The following is a 15,997-nucleotide window of genomic DNA, read 5'->3' as shown; positions in this document are numbered from 1 at the left end:
TTATGAGTGATTTTCTCAAAGCCATATCCATGGATCATGTAAATATGAACGTCAAGAACTTGGAGCAAAGCATACAGTTTTACAAAGATCTATTTGGGTTTGAGGTGAGAAAAGAAGATAATTCTCCAAACAAGCTGGATGCTCCTTCAAAAATTATTGGCAATGACTCTATCAAGCTTTGTCTGTATGAGGATCCTCAAATGTCTGCAAATAGTGGAGGAATTGCCCACTTTGGTTTTCATATTGCAAACTTTGAAGATATTATGGAAAAATGCAAGGAATTGAATGTAGAGGTTCTCTATGATGGTCCTGTGGAATTTGAAAAATCACGGTCAGTATACATCAAAGATCCTAGCGGATATGAAATTGAGCTAAGTGAAATCTCTGGTGGCGGACTATAGTTTTAATTTCCAGTATGATTTGAAGCAGTTTGCTCCAGTAATATTTTATATCATAAAGACAAATGCAAGCAAGAAATATGATCAAAATTACACATGCAAGTCCTGGAATTGGCTCAACATTATCTTCATCACAAGTAAGTGATTTTCTGAGAAATTCAACTCTAAACTTGCTTTTAGGAACCATCGATGAAAAAAGCGAACCAAATGTCCATCCAGTCTGGTATCTTTATGAAAATGAAAAGCTGTATGTTGAGACTAGCAAGACTACAAAGAAAGCTCAAAACATTCGCAACGGCAAAAATACGGTATATTTCTGCATAGATGACGAGAAAATCCCATACAAAGGAGTCAGAGGCAAAGCCGTGGCAACAATAATTGAAGATATCTCTACAATGCTTCCAATTGCAGAGAAAATTATGGTAAAATATACTGGAGATTTGAAAAACAATGTGGCAAAGTTCTTGCTAGATGGAGTCAAGAATGGCTCTTCTGTACTCTTGGAACTAAAACCAAAATATTTTGCAACATGGGATCACAGTAATGCTTTCTAATTTTTGATTGGTTTTAAAGAATTTGTAATATTTCTTTTGTGAATGATGTTGGAACAATTAAGATCAAACTATTCTAAATGCAAACAACAAAAAAAAGAAAACAATAACATTGGAACTTAAGACCGACAACGATACATGATGCACGGGAGATGAATTATGGTTTGTTGTCTCGGTGACAGTTCCAACTGAATTGATTTTGATATTATGGTATTTAGGACCTGCTGATGATTCCTCAGTTTACCTTTTATGCAAATTTTGTATAGTTTATCCGTACATAATACGATGGAGTAGTTATTCATCTGTTAACCGACCAGATAGTTTACGTCCCATACCGAGTTGGGCAACTTTGGCCCAACTCTTATCTTAAAATTCTTATGACCTTTACTGATGATTTGTATGAACAATTCCTTCTTGAATTTTATATACAAATTTTGTAATGTCACACCATGAATCAAGATAACAATTCAACTTGGGAAGAAATACAGGGGTTGTCCTGGATATTCGTTGATGATAATAGTAACGAATAATTTTTTTTCATTTTCATTTTTTTTAGCTTATAATATTTACGGTATAATTGTAATTTAATCAAACCTTATCTTCTGATTATCCTATTCTAATACAATGAAAACAACAAAATCAACGACATTTGTGATTAGTGCAGCAGTATTGATAGCTGCTGTCATGACTATCACATCTGCAGGATCTATGTCTCTGGAGAACAGTCAAGCACTGGCTCAAGAGGTACCTACATCCTCAGAGGAAAAAACAATCTCAGTTACAGGCACTGCAACTACCACAGTTGAGCCTGACTTGTTGGTAATTACCTTTGGAGTGGAAACCCAAGAAATTACTGCAAAACAAGCACTTGATGCTAATTCCCAGGCAATGACTGGAATCATAGAGGCAATCAATCTGACTGGAATAGTCGAAGATGAAATCAACACATCAAGATTCAACATCTATCCTGTATACGATGGATATGAGGATCCAATTACCAAAAGATGGAAGCAAGACTTGACAGGATATCGCGTGACAAACACCATAACTGTTGAGACTACAAAGTTAGATTTGGCAGCTGACATCATAGATGGTGCTGTAACTGCAGGGGCAAACAGAGTAGACAATGTATCATTTACATTGTCACCTGAAAAACATCTGCAGCTCAAAGATGAGTTAATTGAACAAGCAATTCTACATGCAAAGACCAAAGCTGAAAATGCACTTGCTCCACTAGAGTATTCAATTATAGGAGTAAAGGCAGTGTCACTATCAGAATTTGGAATGACTCCACCTCCAATGCCAATGTTTAACATGGCATTTGATGAACGCATGGAAAGATCATTTGCTTCAACACCCGTGTTCTCATCTGATCAAGATGTCAGTACAACTGCAAACGTAGTATTTCTGATTGGAAGCAACTAAGCCTTCCAATCTATTTTTTTCTTTTCTTTTCTTCTTCTTTTAAATAAATCACAATAGTCTTTTGTGAAAAAGACAAAGATCTATCTGCCGCTGTTTGTTGTTTTTGTATTAATAATTGGATTGACATTTGATGTGATAATTCCAAATGCTTATTCTCTTTCTTACAATGACCAAGTATCTAATCAAAAAAATAACATGTGGGAGTTGGGAAAAAACCTAAAGATAGGAGATTCTTTTACCTACAAGATTTGTGATCTTAATTTCATACAGAACTATTCTGCTGAATCATATCACTATTTTACAAAGAATCTAGAGCACAACTCCAGTATGTGCTATACAATACATCTGAACTTTATTGATCGCGTAATTTCTGATGAAAATCAGATTAGTGGAGATACCTGGATTGTTGATGTTGCAATCATTGACTATTCATCAGGTGAGATTAGAAAGTCAATATTTCACATCGATGCTAATTCATGGAACATAAAGTCATCTGATATCATCCATAATGATAATCATAATCATCGTTACCATCTTGATACTGTTAGATTATCTGACTCTATAGAAAATACACTATTCTCAATTCTAAAGTATACTGCACAAGAATCAAAATTACTGCAAGAGGGAATCAAGTGGGGCGAGGTGACTGAATATCATGGCTCTAAACAAATCAATCCATACATGATGGTATTAGATGATGATCTAAAATTTGAGACAGTAGAGTTGTTTGTCCAGAAATCATTTCTGCCAATTTATAACAGGTTAGAACCAATATCTAGCATACTGAATGTATCAAAGGTAGGATACGAGATTGATATTATTGATAAAGTAATAGAAAAACAAACAAAAAAAGACACAAACAATGTTACAAATTTCTTTCTTGTAAACCAAAATATTCCATTTCCTGTGGAGGCAGTATATTTTAGTCCATCACATATTGTGGAGCCATTCAAGGAGTATGAGTTTCAGTTAATTTCATTTTTTAATGCAAGTAATACGATAAAAAACAATAATCCAATTAATCTAGATGTTATAGTAGATGATGATGATATAACAGATAATATCATTATTGAGTTTGGAACAATTAAGTTAACTTTTCCTGATAATAATAATAATAACAATACCGATTCTTCTACTGATGATAACCCAAATAGTCAAAATAATGGTTACATCATAAATACTGATGATACAATCAAAAACAATAACGATAATTCAGTTGATAACGCAAAGGATCAACACGATGATGATGATCATTATGTCACAGATACAATCAACATTGATGTAACAATAAAAGAAGACAGAATCAAACCGAAATCAAGTTTGATGACTCTGTTAGTTTTGGTTATTGGAATTGTACTAGTATCAACAACTACAGTAGTCATCTTTGTCTATCTCAAAAAATTTAAGAAAAACAAAAAAGAAAATTATGATATATTTGGAAAAGATGACATCTACTCTAAAGCACAAATTCCAAAAGCAAAGACCATTTTATTTGATGACTCTATTACAATTAACATTACAAATATCTTAGACTAGAACAATATCATAAAACAACCAAAATGTTTATGAACACACTCTAAATCTAGACTGTTAATCTTGTCGTTTTCTTTTGATCTAAATGTATTCTTACAAGTAATCACTGCACCAAACTCTGCGTTTGCACAAATCAGAGACAATGAGGAGAGATACTTTGCATCTTCAATCGGGGTTTTTCTTATCGCATCAGTAATTGGCCTACTTGTGATTGCACCATTTGTTATGATGCCACTTGATGATGCATACTATGAAACCTTTGAGGAAAACGACATCGATGTTGATATTCCTACAAGCGGCTCAGACATTGTACTATTTGTGGGAATTAGCATAATAACTGGAATTATCTCAAATGTGTTGTTTTATTTCATTGGAAAAAAACTAGGTGGTAACACAAACTGGAAGAAGGTATTTTCTGTGATGTTTTATGCCTATGTTCCAGTCATTCCGATGATGATTGTGATATCAGTATTGGTGTTTCTCATGTGGGGCTCCCTTGTTGCAATAGAGCCTTCATATCTAATGTCATCTGATGCCAGTGACGATGAGATACTCTCCTTGGTTATGCCTGTATTAGGATATGCTAGTTTGTTGGTACTTGTTGCAATTGTGTTTGTTGTGTGGATTTTTATCGTCTCAATCAAGGGACTCAAGATAGTAAGTGGGTTTAGTACTGCAAAGGCATTTGGTCTTGTAATTTTGGTCATGATAATATCTTCACTAGTAACTGCTCCGCTTGGCATGTGACCTACTTTTAAGCAAACCATTTATCATAATTTGAAATAACAGTGACCCAAGAAATAGAGTTAGTAGTATTTGAGAACGTATCTGTAATGCACCAAAAGGCATTATCTTTGCCATTTGGTAAGGTCTCACTACGGCAACTACTAATGTTATCTGCAGGAATGATTGGCGCAGTAATTGCATATTCAGTTACCGGTGAAATTTTGTATCCTGTCATTGTCTTTGGAATATTTGTTGCGCTGGGAATGGTTAGTACTAAAGTCCTTACACTAGACCAGATAATAAAAAGTATGATTTTATTTTTGATAAGGGGAACATCTCTTTCAAAAAAACCACAATACATGCTAGATGAGAAAAAGAAGTCTGTAAATTCTGATAATGTTGATAGTAGTATACAATTAAACAAAGAAACTCCTACTGAAAACAAGAATATTGTGTGGCGAATAATTTATCAAATAGAGTCATTGTTTGGTAAACAATTAACATATAAAAAAAATAAACAGATAGAAGAAAAAGAAGAAACAATTAATGACGATGATAATAATAATAATAATAATTATGATAACAATATAGTAAATGATTTCCAAGAAGAGAAAAGATATTCAGTAGATGTAACATTGCAGTCAAACAATGTTTTACACATATCAAATTTCCAAGACAATAATCACTTTGATTTCCCAAAACAAAATATGTTACATAAAATATTTAGTCTGTTTACAAAGAAAAAAAACAACAACAATCAAAATGAAATGATTCCTCAAATCATAACAGTTTACTTGAATGGATCAAAGATTATTCCAACAGATTACACAATAAACAGCAAAGACAAATCTGTGTCAATTCCACTACATAATGATAATTATAATAATTCAAAATATTCTGTAATGGTAATCGATGAGCGCAACAAAGAGACACTCGTTGTATCTTAATGCTAGATTTACACATAATTTTTTGTCCCTTTTAAGCAAAGCATTATTCTCTTTTGAGAACTATGTTAAAGACTCGAAGCCAAGACTCAAAGGGCGATGAAGGAGGTATCGGTAAGTTTGTAGTCATGCTGATTGCCGGAATCTTTGCATTGATTATAGTCACTATAGTCGTGCCAAACGTTCTGGGTGTCAGTATTAACCACCTTTGTGTCGTGCCTGAATCTGTGTTTGCAGATACCACCACTTTGCACTGTGAAGTAGACGGTGATGGTATAGCAACAGGCCCACCTGCTAGCGGCTCTGTATTTTTGCCTGATAATGTCAGGACGATAGTTGCCGATCTTGTAAGTACCTTACTTGTGGTAGTGGCAGTTGGTATGATTCTCGTTGGAGCAATAATGACTCTAAGGTATAGAATTGTAGCAGATGTAATCACTCCTGCAAAAAACACAGCAATATTAGATACAGCATATAAAAGAAAATGAAAAACATTGGTATATTCAGAGAGTGGTTTGCAAGAGCCAAAATCTATCAGAGTTTGTTTTTCTCATTGCTGTTCTCTCCTCTCTTTTTTTATTTTGTTTGGAAAAGACCTGAAATTCCTTATACAATTATGATTGTTCTTTATCTATTTTGGATCTTGTCTTTGTTGTTAGATATGAAAAGTACCTTGTCAATAAAAGAGAAAATAAAAAGACATGAGGCAAATTTTCTTTTTAGAATTTTGTATACTAAACTGCATTCGGCAATTGCAGTAATGTTACAACTATTCATTGAAGTATTCTTTATCATGTTGTTTCCTATAATATCTACAATACGAGAAGCAGGTTCATCAATTAAGATGGACTGGACGGGTTCTGCCATACTTGGAGGAATAGTTGGTGTGTTACATGTTATTGCATGGTACCAAAATAAAAAGACAATCAAGCAAGTACTTGGAAATAATTTTTCTCAAACTGGAAAAAAATAAAATATAATTTACTTCCTTTTAAAGAAATGAATTATTTTATTTTGTGAAGAAGCCAAGTCTATTTGAAAATAAAACAAATGCAAAGAAAAAATCTACTCCAAAGAAAATAAAAAAAAGACTATACAAATTACCAGATACAAAACTGAAAAACTCTTTTGAGTATAGTTATGGAATAATTCCAACAAACTTTGTTAATCTATCACCTGAAAACCAAACAAAAAAGATTGGACAATTCTTGGATATTTTGCGTGTAATAGAAGATAAAATCAAAATTACAATATTTAAAAAAATAATGAACATAGTAATTGAGGGTCAACTAAGGGCAATGCCTGTAATGCAGGTTCATCTAGAGTCAATGGAGCCACTATCTGACACACTAGAGCAGATCAAACTAGAATACATTGCAGGTGAGAGACCACCAAACCTGAGAATAAAAAAGGAATTCTTCAACGGACTGGAACTATTAGAGACAAATTCAGATTCTGATGATAATATCAATACAGAATTTGATACAATTCACGCCAAATGCTATTGTTTGTATCAATTACCTGCAACTAGATACGCCTCATGGATTGTCAACATATTTTCTGCCTGCTCACAGGTACAAATCTGGATGAACCCCGTAAATGAAAAGGATGCAGCAGTTAGGCTAAATAGATTCAAGAGTGTAATTGCAGAGGATTCAAAAATAAATTACAATTCTAAAAAGTTACATGACAAGGCAGATTCCACACTAAAGTTATTGGACAGACAAGAGACGGGATTGTACGAGTGTACCATCAATTGTACAGTGGCAGCTATGGATAAAAAGAAACTAAAAGAAGCTGAGACAAAATTCAAGGAAACTACAAAAAGAGAGAAAGGATCATTTACTGTTGTTCCTGCAAAACAAGCAGCTGTATTACTGGAAGGGTTTGGAAAAAAATTAACTTTTGATCTTGGTAGTTGTGCAATTCTTTATGCTTTCTCATCAGGTGACATGCTTGAAATTCCAAATGGTGTTCTGTTGGGCAGAAACATCTACTCTAAAGGCCCAGTAATTTTTGATATTGGTAAAAGAACCAATTACAACATTGCAGTGATTGGAACATCAGGTTCAGGAAAATCATTTACAGCAAAGATTCTATTAAATAGACTGAACCAGAAATTTCCTGATTCACATGTGTATGTTATAGATCCTACAAACGAGTATGGCAGAATTGCTAATTTTTTTGGAATGGATACACTAAACATAACAAAAAGTGATGAAGAGTTGGGGCTAGATCCATTCCAAATACTTGATGCACAGGATGCAGCTGACATTTTATCAGAAATCACAAACGCACCTGATACCACACGTATTCAATTTCAAAAGTATTGTGACAAGGCCTCATCTATCAAAGAGTTTTACAAAAAACTCTCAAAAAAAGATAGAGAATACCTTGATCATCTAATTGATGGACCATTATCTAGAGTCATGTCTGGTTACCCTAAACTCAACACTCAGAAGAGAATCGTTGTATCAATGGAGGGTGGTGCAACTGCAACTGATTCAGAAGCAATGATTCTCGTATTATTATTAAATAAAATTTTTAAGATTTGTCATGACTTGCCTGTAACGACTAGAAAAATTCTAGTTGTTGATGAGGCATGGCGCATGTTTAAGATGCCACATACTGCCAAATACATTGATCTGATAGTGAGAATGGGAAGAAAACTCAACATCATGTTTGTGTTCATATCTCAGAGAGTAGAGGATATCTCTGAAGAATCACAAGGAGGAATTGGCAAGATCATTGATAATATTGCAACCAAGATAATGCTGGGTCTAAATGAACAGGCAGCACAAAAGGCAAAAGAAGTTCTTAATTTATCTGAGAAGGAAACTGAGAATCTTAAGAGACTCAGTAAAGGTCAGGCATTATTCCTAACTGAAGAGCATCGAGTATTTACAAAGTTTGAGCCTACTGCACAGGAAAAAGAGATGTTTGATACGACACCTCTGGAGTAATCTCTATTCTAAAAATCACTGATGGTACAAGCTTATGGTGTGTAGTATCTGAGATCTTGTAGCCTCAAAGTTGCTTACAGGTCATGTATGTTTGAAGAAGAGTATAAACGGCTTTTTTTTGAAGATAATTATTTGCAGACTACTTATCTTCCTCATAATTGAAGATAAATAGAATGGATATGAATCATAATTATGGCAAAAACATTTAGCTGCTCACACGTTCATTCAGAGTGCTCATGGAGCGCAACTGAGAATACTGAAGAGGATCTGATGAAAAAGATTGCAGAACATGCAAAACTACACGGACATGATACCATCACTCCAGATCTTGAGAAAAAAGTAAAATCTCTGATAAAAGAGGTCTAGAACTATTTTTTTGGCATTCAAGTGCATTTTATACTAAAAAAATTATTTTTTTATAAAATGTTGAATCTTAAGACCAGCAACGATCAGTTATCTGGTGAAAGATCCAATATATCTATGTCCTAGTTTTACAGAAATAGTATTTAGATCATACTGAGGAATTATTCGTCTCTCTTTTATGCAAACTTTGTAATTAGTAATTTGGGATTATGCGGAGGAGTCATTTTCTAACCGTTTAACCAAAAACCGACCATTATCTACCATACAAGGGATCGGGCCAGCTTCTGCCCATCCTTTCAAATTATCTTTTGTAAGTTATTAGTTCATACAAATAACCTGATGAATGAGATGAACGAATCATTCGTTTTGCTTTTATTCAAATTGTACCAATACAATACCATGAGCAATGAACCTAATCAAAACAAATCAAGTAGCTGGGAAGAAGTACAGGGATTGTCCTGGATTTTTTACGAGGACTAGATTCCTTTAATTATTGTGGGCTTGATCCCACTATTTTCTCCCCTCCTACTACAACCCATCCAAAGTACTTACAAATGCTACTCACATACAAACAAGTCAATTATTTTTTTTATTAACCAGTTTTGAGTAAAGAATTTAAAAAATTCTAACTTTTTTTTAGAATATATTGATTTTGATTGCACAATCCATACAGTAACGCTTTCTTATTGAATTGGCAACTATTGTGTCATTTTCTTCAAAATCTCTTTCACAAACAGCACATGTAGCCAAACCAGATCTTTTTAGGTTTGCAAGTATGTTCTTTTTTACTTTGATCTTTCTTCTACTTTGTTTTGACAATCAATTTTTCCTCCATATTTTTTCTAACTAGTTGAGATATTCTCCTAATCCGTAACTTATACTAGTTGAAAAACATGTTGTGGATTGGCATGTTTGATGATAATTACCAATATATGGTAATTATTGGCAATAGATAATTTCAGATATATTTTAAAATAATATTTTTAGACAAACCTGATGTACCTGATTTATTTGAAAATTAATTTATAAAAATTATTTAAGATACAAAATAAATGATATTTTGTGATTTCAAATATCAAAGATTACTATACCCTTTACAACTCTATCATGAATCTTGATGAAAAGACAAGGTTTGTGACCATACTTGACAAGTCAGGAACGGTTGTGTTTGGTGGTCAAAGAGAAGGCATCAAAAATCATCTGAGTGAGACAGAGCAGAAAAAATCAATACAGCATGCACTTGATTCATGGTTTCTTAGAAGCGAGTTTTCTGAAAAAATTGGTGATGGAAAATATGCAATGGCAAAATATGGCAAGATAAAACGATTCACCATTCCTCTGAACTATGCACATTTGTTGTATATCACAACTGAGCCAGAAATCAATGACTCTTTTATTGAGGATGTACTAAAACTCAAAGAAGCACATGAGAAAAACAAGTAAGATCTAGGTAACATAGGGTGTGCTTTTTTTGCCAAGAGTTCAATCAATCAGCTAATCACATCATTGTTTGATAATTCTTTATTTTTGTTCTATATGACATGCAAACTATTTCTTCCAAAAATTTCGAAGAAAAACTATTAGATATCTGCAAGATCATTTTTCCCAACCTTTACACCCTCATGACTAATAAAATTAGATCATCAGAATTGACAATCATTACCATTCATTGGTAAATAATTTTCTAAGCAAAAAAGGTTTTCAATGATGATGATGATAGTATTTTGAGGTAAGTTTCGCAAGAGATTGTCACATTCCAAACAAGTCTATGTTCTAACCAAGGGTAACTTGACTAAATTCCAAAATCAGGGTATGGCTAACTGTGCAAAATGTCTTTGTAATTTTAAGGAAAATGATGTCATTGCAACGTCAACTACGACAAAGCGGTATTGTTACAAATGTGCAACTCAGATAAACCTTGTAACTGGAAAATTACAAATTGATCTTCACAATTATGAGTTTATCCCAAATGTATTAAACGATATAGAATCAATTGGAACAAAGTTGAACATCAATCAACATGTTTGCAAGTTGGCAAAAATTTTAGTCATTACAACATTTGAAAATACAAACTATATTCCAAAAAACAAACTTGGTGTTGCATGTGCTTCCATATTTCTTGCATGTAAAATAAAAAGATGTTTCCTTTCAGATATTGATTTACCTGTATCCAAAAAGACTTTGCAAAAAAATGTGAATTTACTACAAAAAAATATGGCAGAGAAGAATGACATCTATGCTTTATCCAGAGATCTTTATGAGTTGAGGCATTGAGTTGATTGGATGTAGATCAAAACAAAACTATTGTGAGGATTTTTTGTATTGAGTGTTTCATGTAATCATGTTTGCATTAAATACAAGGCCTTAATGCCTGGAAACACAACACGGTACACAGCAGGTCAGAAGCGGTGCAACTCTTGTGGTGTATTTCTTTTTTGGGATGGGTTGAGATGTCCATGCTGCAACAACAGACTAAGATTAGCACCACGTAGTTCAAAATACAAAGAAAAATTCCTCCATTCAAAATCTGCAAAAAAGGAGATCTCCATAAATGGCGTGTAGAGGAATTTGTCACAAATACAAGGCAAAGTGGACATCAAGCCAATTCAGATATGCTTCAGGACAGAAAAGATGCAATGTATGTGAATTATTTGTAAACTGGGATGGTTTCTCTTGTCCTTGTTGTGGTATAATATTAAGAACACGACCTAGATCAGTCAAAACAAAAACTGGCAAAAACAAAATGTTGGCAAATAAACTATGATTTTAAAAAAAATAAAAAATGCCGCCACTGTTTTGAGTATTTATCATATAGATTTCTCTAATGGCATAGATGTTTGCATGCTAAAATCTAAAACGAGTTTTGGTGTTTATGATAATATTTCAAAAACACGACTAGAGAAATTCTTCATACATGATGGAGAAGAAGAAGAAGAAGAAAGAGGAGGAGGTGTTTATGTCATTTCATTGTAAAGGCATATGCACTAGACACAAGGCAATAAAGCCTAAAGAGGGTCGCTATGCTTCAGGTCAGAAAAGATGCAATTCATGCACTGTATTTCTGAACTGGGATGGTTTTTGGTGTCCGTGCTGTGGCTGCAGACTAAGACTACAGTCTAGAAATAGACTCTACAAAGAAAGACTGAAAGAAAAAATTGCACTAAGGGCTGGAAAGTAAAATGATTTGTAAAGTAAAATGGTTTGCAAAGTAAAATGATTTGCAAAGAGATATGCAATAGATACAAGATCAAGTGGGGGAATACAACATTATCCTAATGCACCTTCGGGTCAGAAAAGATGCAAAATGTATGTGAAATCTTTGTTAGACGGGATGGACAATATTGCCCTTGCTGTAAAATGATGCTAAGAACAAAACCAAAACTATCAAAATATAGACAAAAATTTAATGAACAGATTAACCTGGTAGTTGAATTCTCAAAATAGTCTTAGAGTATGCCATCAAAAATAGTTTGAAATTATTTAAGCAGAAAAAAGAATTTCTCAATCCAATACCAAATTGGAAAAATACAAAACAAATTGCATTTTTAAAACCTATGATAAAAAATGTTATCTGCTAATTATTTTGTAAGAAGATACAACACCACCACCATAAACAATAAATCATTAGATAATAATCTGATTCCTTTGAATTTTCCATTACATAATAAAAATATAAATTTCTACATTTCTTATCTGAAAATGTGTCTTCAAGCTCAAAAAAAGACGATGATAAACCACACAGCATTGTAGATATGCTCTTAGGCAAATCAGAGAATAAAACCCTAGACTCTGAAACCCTGATAAAAGAAGTTCAAAAGCGCATACATGATTCTCTGAAAAATGGTTACAGATATTCAAAAATTGTTGATGCTTCTGAAGAGTTTCTAAGAAAACATGTGTATGAGCAAGTCGAAATGGCAGTAATCTATGTTGATCTTGTCGGTTCAACGAAAATGAGTCTAAGATTACCACCTGAAAAACTCTCAACTGTTATCAGTTCTTTTGTTCAGGAGATGTCATATGTGATTAGTCAGTGTGGAGGATTTGTGCTAAAGTTTTCCGGAGATGCAGTTATCGGATATTTTGTTGGCAAGGGAAGCTCCCTTCAAGCAGCAGATGATGCTGCTGGTTGCGCTGAATCAATGTTAAGAGTGGTAAAGGATGGTATCAATAAAATTCTAGGTGAGGAAGATACGGGTTTACCTAAACTTGCCATAAAGATTGGAATTGATTTTGGTGCAAATACTGTGGTACAATATGGCTCAGATGAAAAAAAGTCACTTGTTGACCTGCTAGGGCCATCTATGAACATGGCAGCAAAGGTCCAGGGACTTGCACAACCAAACCAGATTGTTGTGGGAAAGAACATCCATGACAGACTGCATCCAAGTATACAAGAAATGTTTGAAGATACCACTGACAGCTTGAGTGATTGGGCGTACACATCAAAAGACTCTCGTGAAATTTACCGTGTTTTTGCCTACAAAAAAGAATAATGTTTTCCTGTTTTATTATTATTAGAGTATCAGTCATCACACAATACGTAGCTGAGTAGTTAATTCAGTCCTTCTTTGCAGATATGCAAACTCACACCACTACGTTACTTACATTACGTCAATATTGCTTATATGGTTTCCTAAAGTAATGTTGGCATACAACAAACTCAAGATATACAGAATCATAATTTCACCCATTACAAAATTTGTCTTAGTTAGATTGGTATACCACTATTACAGTATTTGCATGTAACAAATTTTTCTCTTATTGATTGATCCAATGTGTCTGGAACAAAGTAAACTCTATCTACTTTTTTTACATAGTAGATTTTACATTCAGGTTTCATCATCGCCAAGTGATGAGCAACCATATTCAATTTATCCCCCAGATATCCTGCCATGATTGATTTTACGTGTATGAAAAAAATGGAAATTATTGGTTTACTAGTGCCATTGTGATGGCAATTGCCAATAATCCTAGTACAAACGCATAGTATGTTTTTTCATGTCTGGGTATGCTGAGCTGTTTTAATTTCAAAACTTCTTTTCGCCTCCTTTTGATTTAGTATTCCCACCAGACAATATTGTCTGAATACGGTCGATAATCTCATTTGGTTTGCCTGTATTATCTAAGGTAACAATCAGAAGTATTTTACTACCAAATGGCAAAATTACTCTCATCAGATTATCATATACCTGTAAAGTATACTTTGCATTTCCAATTTTTTCTGAAACAGAATTTCTAAAATTCCATGATTCAATGGTGTGTTTTAATGCAATTATGTTTTCTTTATCATTAAGATGATCAGAAACCCCATCCATAATTCGTTTATGGATTATATTTCCTTGCAAATCATAAACCATAACATATCTGATATTTCCCGAAATATTCAGGATGCTGTTCAGAAATTTTTCTTGATCTACAAGTTTTAGTTGTTGCATAAAGCTATGCCGTTAGTGTGGGCATTAAGGTAACTGGAAGTTGATTTGGTTTGGTTTAAACACAACTGCTTCGTGCCTTAATACAAACAACAACCATATACAATTTGATGTCAAAATTAACATTTGAAAAAACACCTCATTGGGAATCTGTAAGTAAGTACATTTTGAGTTTTCCAGAAATTAGATTTGTTGGAGTCATAAACAGCATGGGTAATCTCGTTGTAGGCGATTACAAAAAGGGAATTGTTCCAATCGCAGAGATAAACCAATACAAGATGTGTATGGAGCATGCATTGGAGTTGTTCATGAAAAAGGATCTTGATGACTCTTTGGGACCTCTTGACTATATCGTCTCAAAAAGAAAGAATATTACAATAATTACGATTCCGATGAATAACAATCATCTTGTATTGATTTCTGCTGAACCGACTGTAAAGGTTGAATCAATAATAGACGAGATAATTCAAACTCTGAAAGATTTGGAGCAAAACGGTTAAACCGCAAAATCATGGCAAATATTATCCGTGGTACAGTTATGTTCTAAGGACAAAATCTAAAGACACAAAGACAAGATAGATCTTGATGCTGATATAGCAAATAAAAAGGATTTAAAAAATATGTTTTAAAATGTTGAATATTGCTTTAATCTATACGGATTAAACCATCGTTTTATTACTAAATCCCAACTGGTTGGAACTATTTTGTATTGGTTTGATAACTCACAACACGAAATGCTGGTTGCTTTATAGACTTGATTGCATTGTAAGTAATGAATGTCATTTGAGAACCTGTTTTTTATCCCAGAAAATTTTTCTATAGATCTAATCCGAACGATCATCATCCTTTTTGTGGTGATTGACCCCATTGGAACCATTCCAATTACAATTGGCGTGACTAAAAATATGGAAAAGAGCAAGAAAAGATCACTTTTCAAAAATACCGTTCTGGTGGTGGTAATTTTGTTGCTAGTCTTTGCATTTGCAGGAAATGAAATTCTCTCAATTTTCGAGATTCAAATCTCCAGTTTCATGATAGCAGGAGGGGTACTGTTATTCATAGTTGCCATTGAATTTCTGACCCATGGCGAATGGAGAATGGGTGGAGGCAAAATAGACCAAGAGCAAGGGATAGTGCCATTGGCATTTCCGTTGCTTTCTGGTCCAGGGGCATTGACTATTGCGCTAATATCATTTCAATCATCTGGAGGTCTGGTGACTTTTATTGCAATCCTGATTGTAACTGCAATAACATATCTTGTGTTGCTATCTTCTGAACCGATTAACAAAATTCTGGGAAAACGTGGATCATTAATTGTGACCAGGGTCTTTGCGATTTTTTTGGCCGCTTTTGCAATTCAGTTTATGATAAATGGAATAAGTGAAATCTTTCAATAGATTCTTTTGAGTTTCATTAAATAGATTTGTGAGATTTTCTTTTGTCGGTTTTCCTATCTAGTTTTGCTTGGTTTTAAATTCCATTTACTGATGGAAATCTTTCTTCTACTATGTTTCCAATTCTATATTTTTTAACTTGTCCTTAGTTTTTTTCTCAACTTTCTTGATGCGGTTTGATAGTCCTCTATTTGCATTAAACAAGCTTAATTCAAGAGATTATGTACTCATGACAAATAGATCAACGATATATGCTAGATTCGCA

The 15,997-nt window shown here is 33.6% G+C and carries 21 protein-coding genes; 18 read left to right on the top strand and 3 right to left on the bottom strand.

Annotation, left to right across the window (positions count from 1 at the left end; all coding sequences use genetic code 11):
- Window positions 1-2 precede the first annotated feature (2 nt).
- The 10 genes from OEM44_05515 to OEM44_05470 all read left to right on the top strand — a co-directional run bounded on the left by OEM44_05515 (window position 3) and on the right by OEM44_05470 (window position 8,906).
- Window positions 3-401 (top strand): VOC family protein, encoded by a 399-nt coding sequence (locus OEM44_05515; protein ID MDH3516258.1) that lies wholly within the window; start codon window positions 3-5, stop codon window positions 399-401.
- Between the two features lie 77 nt (window positions 402-478).
- Window positions 479-952, top strand: a complete 474-nt coding sequence (locus OEM44_05510; protein MDH3516257.1) for a pyridoxamine 5'-phosphate oxidase family protein — start codon at window positions 479-481, stop codon at window positions 950-952.
- A gap of 621 nt (window positions 953-1,573) precedes the next feature.
- Entirely contained in the window at window positions 1,574-2,374 is an 801-nt protein-coding gene (locus tag OEM44_05505; protein ID MDH3516256.1) for an SIMPL domain-containing protein, read from the top strand.
- Window positions 2,375-2,437: 63 nt separating this feature from the next.
- The gene (locus tag OEM44_05500; protein MDH3516255.1) at window positions 2,438-3,910 is read left to right on the top strand and encodes a hypothetical protein; all 1,473 of its coding nucleotides are present in this window, start codon (window positions 2,438-2,440) and stop codon (window positions 3,908-3,910) included.
- A 60-nt stretch (window positions 3,911-3,970) separates the two neighbouring features.
- Entirely contained in the window at window positions 3,971-4,654 is a 684-nt protein-coding gene (locus tag OEM44_05495; GenBank protein ID MDH3516254.1) for a YIP1 family protein, read from the top strand.
- A 41-nt stretch (window positions 4,655-4,695) separates the two neighbouring features.
- Window positions 4,696-5,580, top strand: a complete 885-nt coding sequence (locus OEM44_05490; protein ID MDH3516253.1) for a hypothetical protein — start codon at window positions 4,696-4,698, stop codon at window positions 5,578-5,580.
- A 62-nt stretch (window positions 5,581-5,642) separates the two neighbouring features.
- Complete coding sequence (locus OEM44_05485; protein ID MDH3516252.1) at window positions 5,643-6,065, top strand: hypothetical protein; 423 nt, start codon at window positions 5,643-5,645, stop codon at window positions 6,063-6,065.
- Between the two features lie 173 nt (window positions 6,066-6,238).
- Window positions 6,239-6,550 carry a hypothetical protein gene (locus tag OEM44_05480; protein ID MDH3516251.1) on the top strand — a complete coding sequence of 104 codons (312 nt, stop codon included), beginning with the start codon at window positions 6,239-6,241 and terminating at the stop codon, window positions 6,548-6,550.
- A 43-nt stretch (window positions 6,551-6,593) separates the two neighbouring features.
- Window positions 6,594-8,540, top strand: coding sequence for an ATP-binding protein (locus OEM44_05475; GenBank protein MDH3516250.1), 1,947 nt, complete (start codon window positions 6,594-6,596; stop codon window positions 8,538-8,540).
- A gap of 192 nt (window positions 8,541-8,732) precedes the next feature.
- Window positions 8,733-8,906: a DUF1059 domain-containing protein gene (locus tag OEM44_05470; protein MDH3516249.1), complete on the top strand. Its 174-nt coding sequence runs from the start codon at window positions 8,733-8,735 to the stop codon at window positions 8,904-8,906.
- A 633-nt stretch (window positions 8,907-9,539) separates the two neighbouring features.
- Here OEM44_05470 and OEM44_05465 read toward each other — a convergent pair.
- A complete protein-coding gene (locus tag OEM44_05465; protein ID MDH3516248.1) occupies window positions 9,540-9,722 on the bottom strand; it encodes a hypothetical protein in 183 nt (60 codons plus the stop codon).
- Between the two features lie 288 nt (window positions 9,723-10,010).
- Here OEM44_05465 and OEM44_05460 point away from each other — a divergent pair, with 288 nt between their 5' ends.
- From OEM44_05460 to OEM44_05435, 6 genes are all read left to right on the top strand, one after another.
- Window positions 10,011-10,346: a hypothetical protein gene (locus OEM44_05460; GenBank protein ID MDH3516247.1), complete on the top strand. Its 336-nt coding sequence runs from the start codon at window positions 10,011-10,013 to the stop codon at window positions 10,344-10,346.
- Window positions 10,347-10,715: 369 nt separating this feature from the next.
- A complete protein-coding gene (locus OEM44_05455) occupies window positions 10,716-11,177 on the top strand; it encodes a cyclin domain-containing protein (protein MDH3516246.1) in 462 nt (153 codons plus the stop codon).
- A 277-nt stretch (window positions 11,178-11,454) separates the two neighbouring features.
- Entirely contained in the window at window positions 11,455-11,667 is a 213-nt protein-coding gene (locus tag OEM44_05450) for a hypothetical protein (protein MDH3516245.1), read from the top strand.
- A gap of 77 nt (window positions 11,668-11,744) precedes the next feature.
- The gene (locus OEM44_05445; GenBank protein ID MDH3516244.1) at window positions 11,745-11,876 is read left to right on the top strand and encodes a hypothetical protein; all 132 of its coding nucleotides are present in this window, start codon (window positions 11,745-11,747) and stop codon (window positions 11,874-11,876) included.
- The gene (locus OEM44_05440) at window positions 11,860-12,081 is read left to right on the top strand and encodes a hypothetical protein (protein ID MDH3516243.1); all 222 of its coding nucleotides are present in this window, start codon (window positions 11,860-11,862) and stop codon (window positions 12,079-12,081) included. Before OEM44_05445 ends, OEM44_05440 begins: the two co-directional genes overlap by 17 nt.
- A 523-nt stretch (window positions 12,082-12,604) precedes the next feature.
- Window positions 12,605-13,399: an adenylate/guanylate cyclase domain-containing protein gene (locus tag OEM44_05435; protein MDH3516242.1), complete on the top strand. Its 795-nt coding sequence runs from the start codon at window positions 12,605-12,607 to the stop codon at window positions 13,397-13,399.
- A gap of 215 nt (window positions 13,400-13,614) precedes the next feature.
- Here the strand turns inward: OEM44_05435 and OEM44_05430 are convergent, their stop codons facing one another.
- Both OEM44_05430 and OEM44_05425 read right to left on the bottom strand, forming a co-directional pair.
- Window positions 13,615-13,776 (bottom strand): hypothetical protein, encoded by a 162-nt coding sequence (locus tag OEM44_05430; protein MDH3516241.1) that lies wholly within the window; start codon window positions 13,774-13,776, stop codon window positions 13,615-13,617.
- A 157-nt stretch (window positions 13,777-13,933) separates the two neighbouring features.
- A complete protein-coding gene (locus OEM44_05425) occupies window positions 13,934-14,341 on the bottom strand; it encodes a hypothetical protein (protein ID MDH3516240.1) in 408 nt (135 codons plus the stop codon).
- 107 nt (window positions 14,342-14,448) lie between these two features.
- On the opposite strand from OEM44_05425, the gene OEM44_05420 reads away from it, so the two are divergent.
- Together OEM44_05420 and OEM44_05415 are read left to right on the top strand one after the other, a co-directional pair.
- A complete protein-coding gene (locus OEM44_05420) occupies window positions 14,449-14,838 on the top strand; it encodes a hypothetical protein (GenBank protein MDH3516239.1) in 390 nt (129 codons plus the stop codon).
- Window positions 14,839-15,114: 276 nt separating this feature from the next.
- The gene (locus tag OEM44_05415; GenBank protein ID MDH3516238.1) at window positions 15,115-15,735 is read left to right on the top strand and encodes a MarC family protein; all 621 of its coding nucleotides are present in this window, start codon (window positions 15,115-15,117) and stop codon (window positions 15,733-15,735) included.
- The last annotated feature ends 262 nt before the right edge of the window (window positions 15,736-15,997 follow it).

This window comes from Nitrosopumilus sp. (assembly GCA_029862745.1).
In the GTDB taxonomy this organism is placed as follows: Archaea; Thermoproteota; Nitrososphaeria; order Nitrososphaerales; family Nitrosopumilaceae; genus Nitrosopumilus.
Note: the sequence above shows the minus strand (reverse complement) of the source record. Positions and strands in the feature narration are given on the sequence as shown.

Excerpts from the sequence above, each read along its gene's own strand:
- OEM44_05515 (MDH3516258.1), top strand. The coding sequence starts at position 3 with ATGAGTGATTTTCTCAAAGCCATATCCATGGATCATGTAAATATGAAC.
- OEM44_05510 (MDH3516257.1), top strand. The coding sequence starts at position 479 with ATGATCAAAATTACACATGCAAGTCCTGGAATTGGCTCAACATTATCT.
- OEM44_05505 (MDH3516256.1), top strand. The coding sequence starts at position 1,574 with ATGAAAACAACAAAATCAACGACATTTGTGATTAGTGCAGCAGTATTG.
- OEM44_05485 (MDH3516252.1), top strand. The coding sequence starts at position 5,643 with ATGTTAAAGACTCGAAGCCAAGACTCAAAGGGCGATGAAGGAGGTATC.
- OEM44_05480 (MDH3516251.1), top strand. The coding sequence starts at position 6,239 with ATGAAAAGTACCTTGTCAATAAAAGAGAAAATAAAAAGACATGAGGCA.
- OEM44_05470 (MDH3516249.1), top strand. The coding sequence starts at position 8,733 with ATGGCAAAAACATTTAGCTGCTCACACGTTCATTCAGAGTGCTCATGG.
- OEM44_05460 (MDH3516247.1), top strand. The coding sequence starts at position 10,011 with ATGAATCTTGATGAAAAGACAAGGTTTGTGACCATACTTGACAAGTCA.
- OEM44_05455 (MDH3516246.1), top strand. The coding sequence starts at position 10,716 with ATGGCTAACTGTGCAAAATGTCTTTGTAATTTTAAGGAAAATGATGTC.
- OEM44_05450 (MDH3516245.1), top strand. The coding sequence starts at position 11,455 with ATGGCGTGTAGAGGAATTTGTCACAAATACAAGGCAAAGTGGACATCA.
- OEM44_05445 (MDH3516244.1), top strand. The coding sequence starts at position 11,745 with ATGCTAAAATCTAAAACGAGTTTTGGTGTTTATGATAATATTTCAAAA.
- OEM44_05440 (MDH3516243.1), top strand. The coding sequence starts at position 11,860 with ATGTCATTTCATTGTAAAGGCATATGCACTAGACACAAGGCAATAAAG.
- OEM44_05425 (MDH3516240.1), bottom strand. The coding sequence starts at position 14,341 with ATGCAACAACTAAAACTTGTAGATCAAGAAAAATTTCTGAACAGCATC.
- OEM44_05420 (MDH3516239.1), top strand. The coding sequence starts at position 14,449 with ATGTCAAAATTAACATTTGAAAAAACACCTCATTGGGAATCTGTAAGT.
- OEM44_05415 (MDH3516238.1), top strand. The coding sequence starts at position 15,115 with ATGTCATTTGAGAACCTGTTTTTTATCCCAGAAAATTTTTCTATAGAT.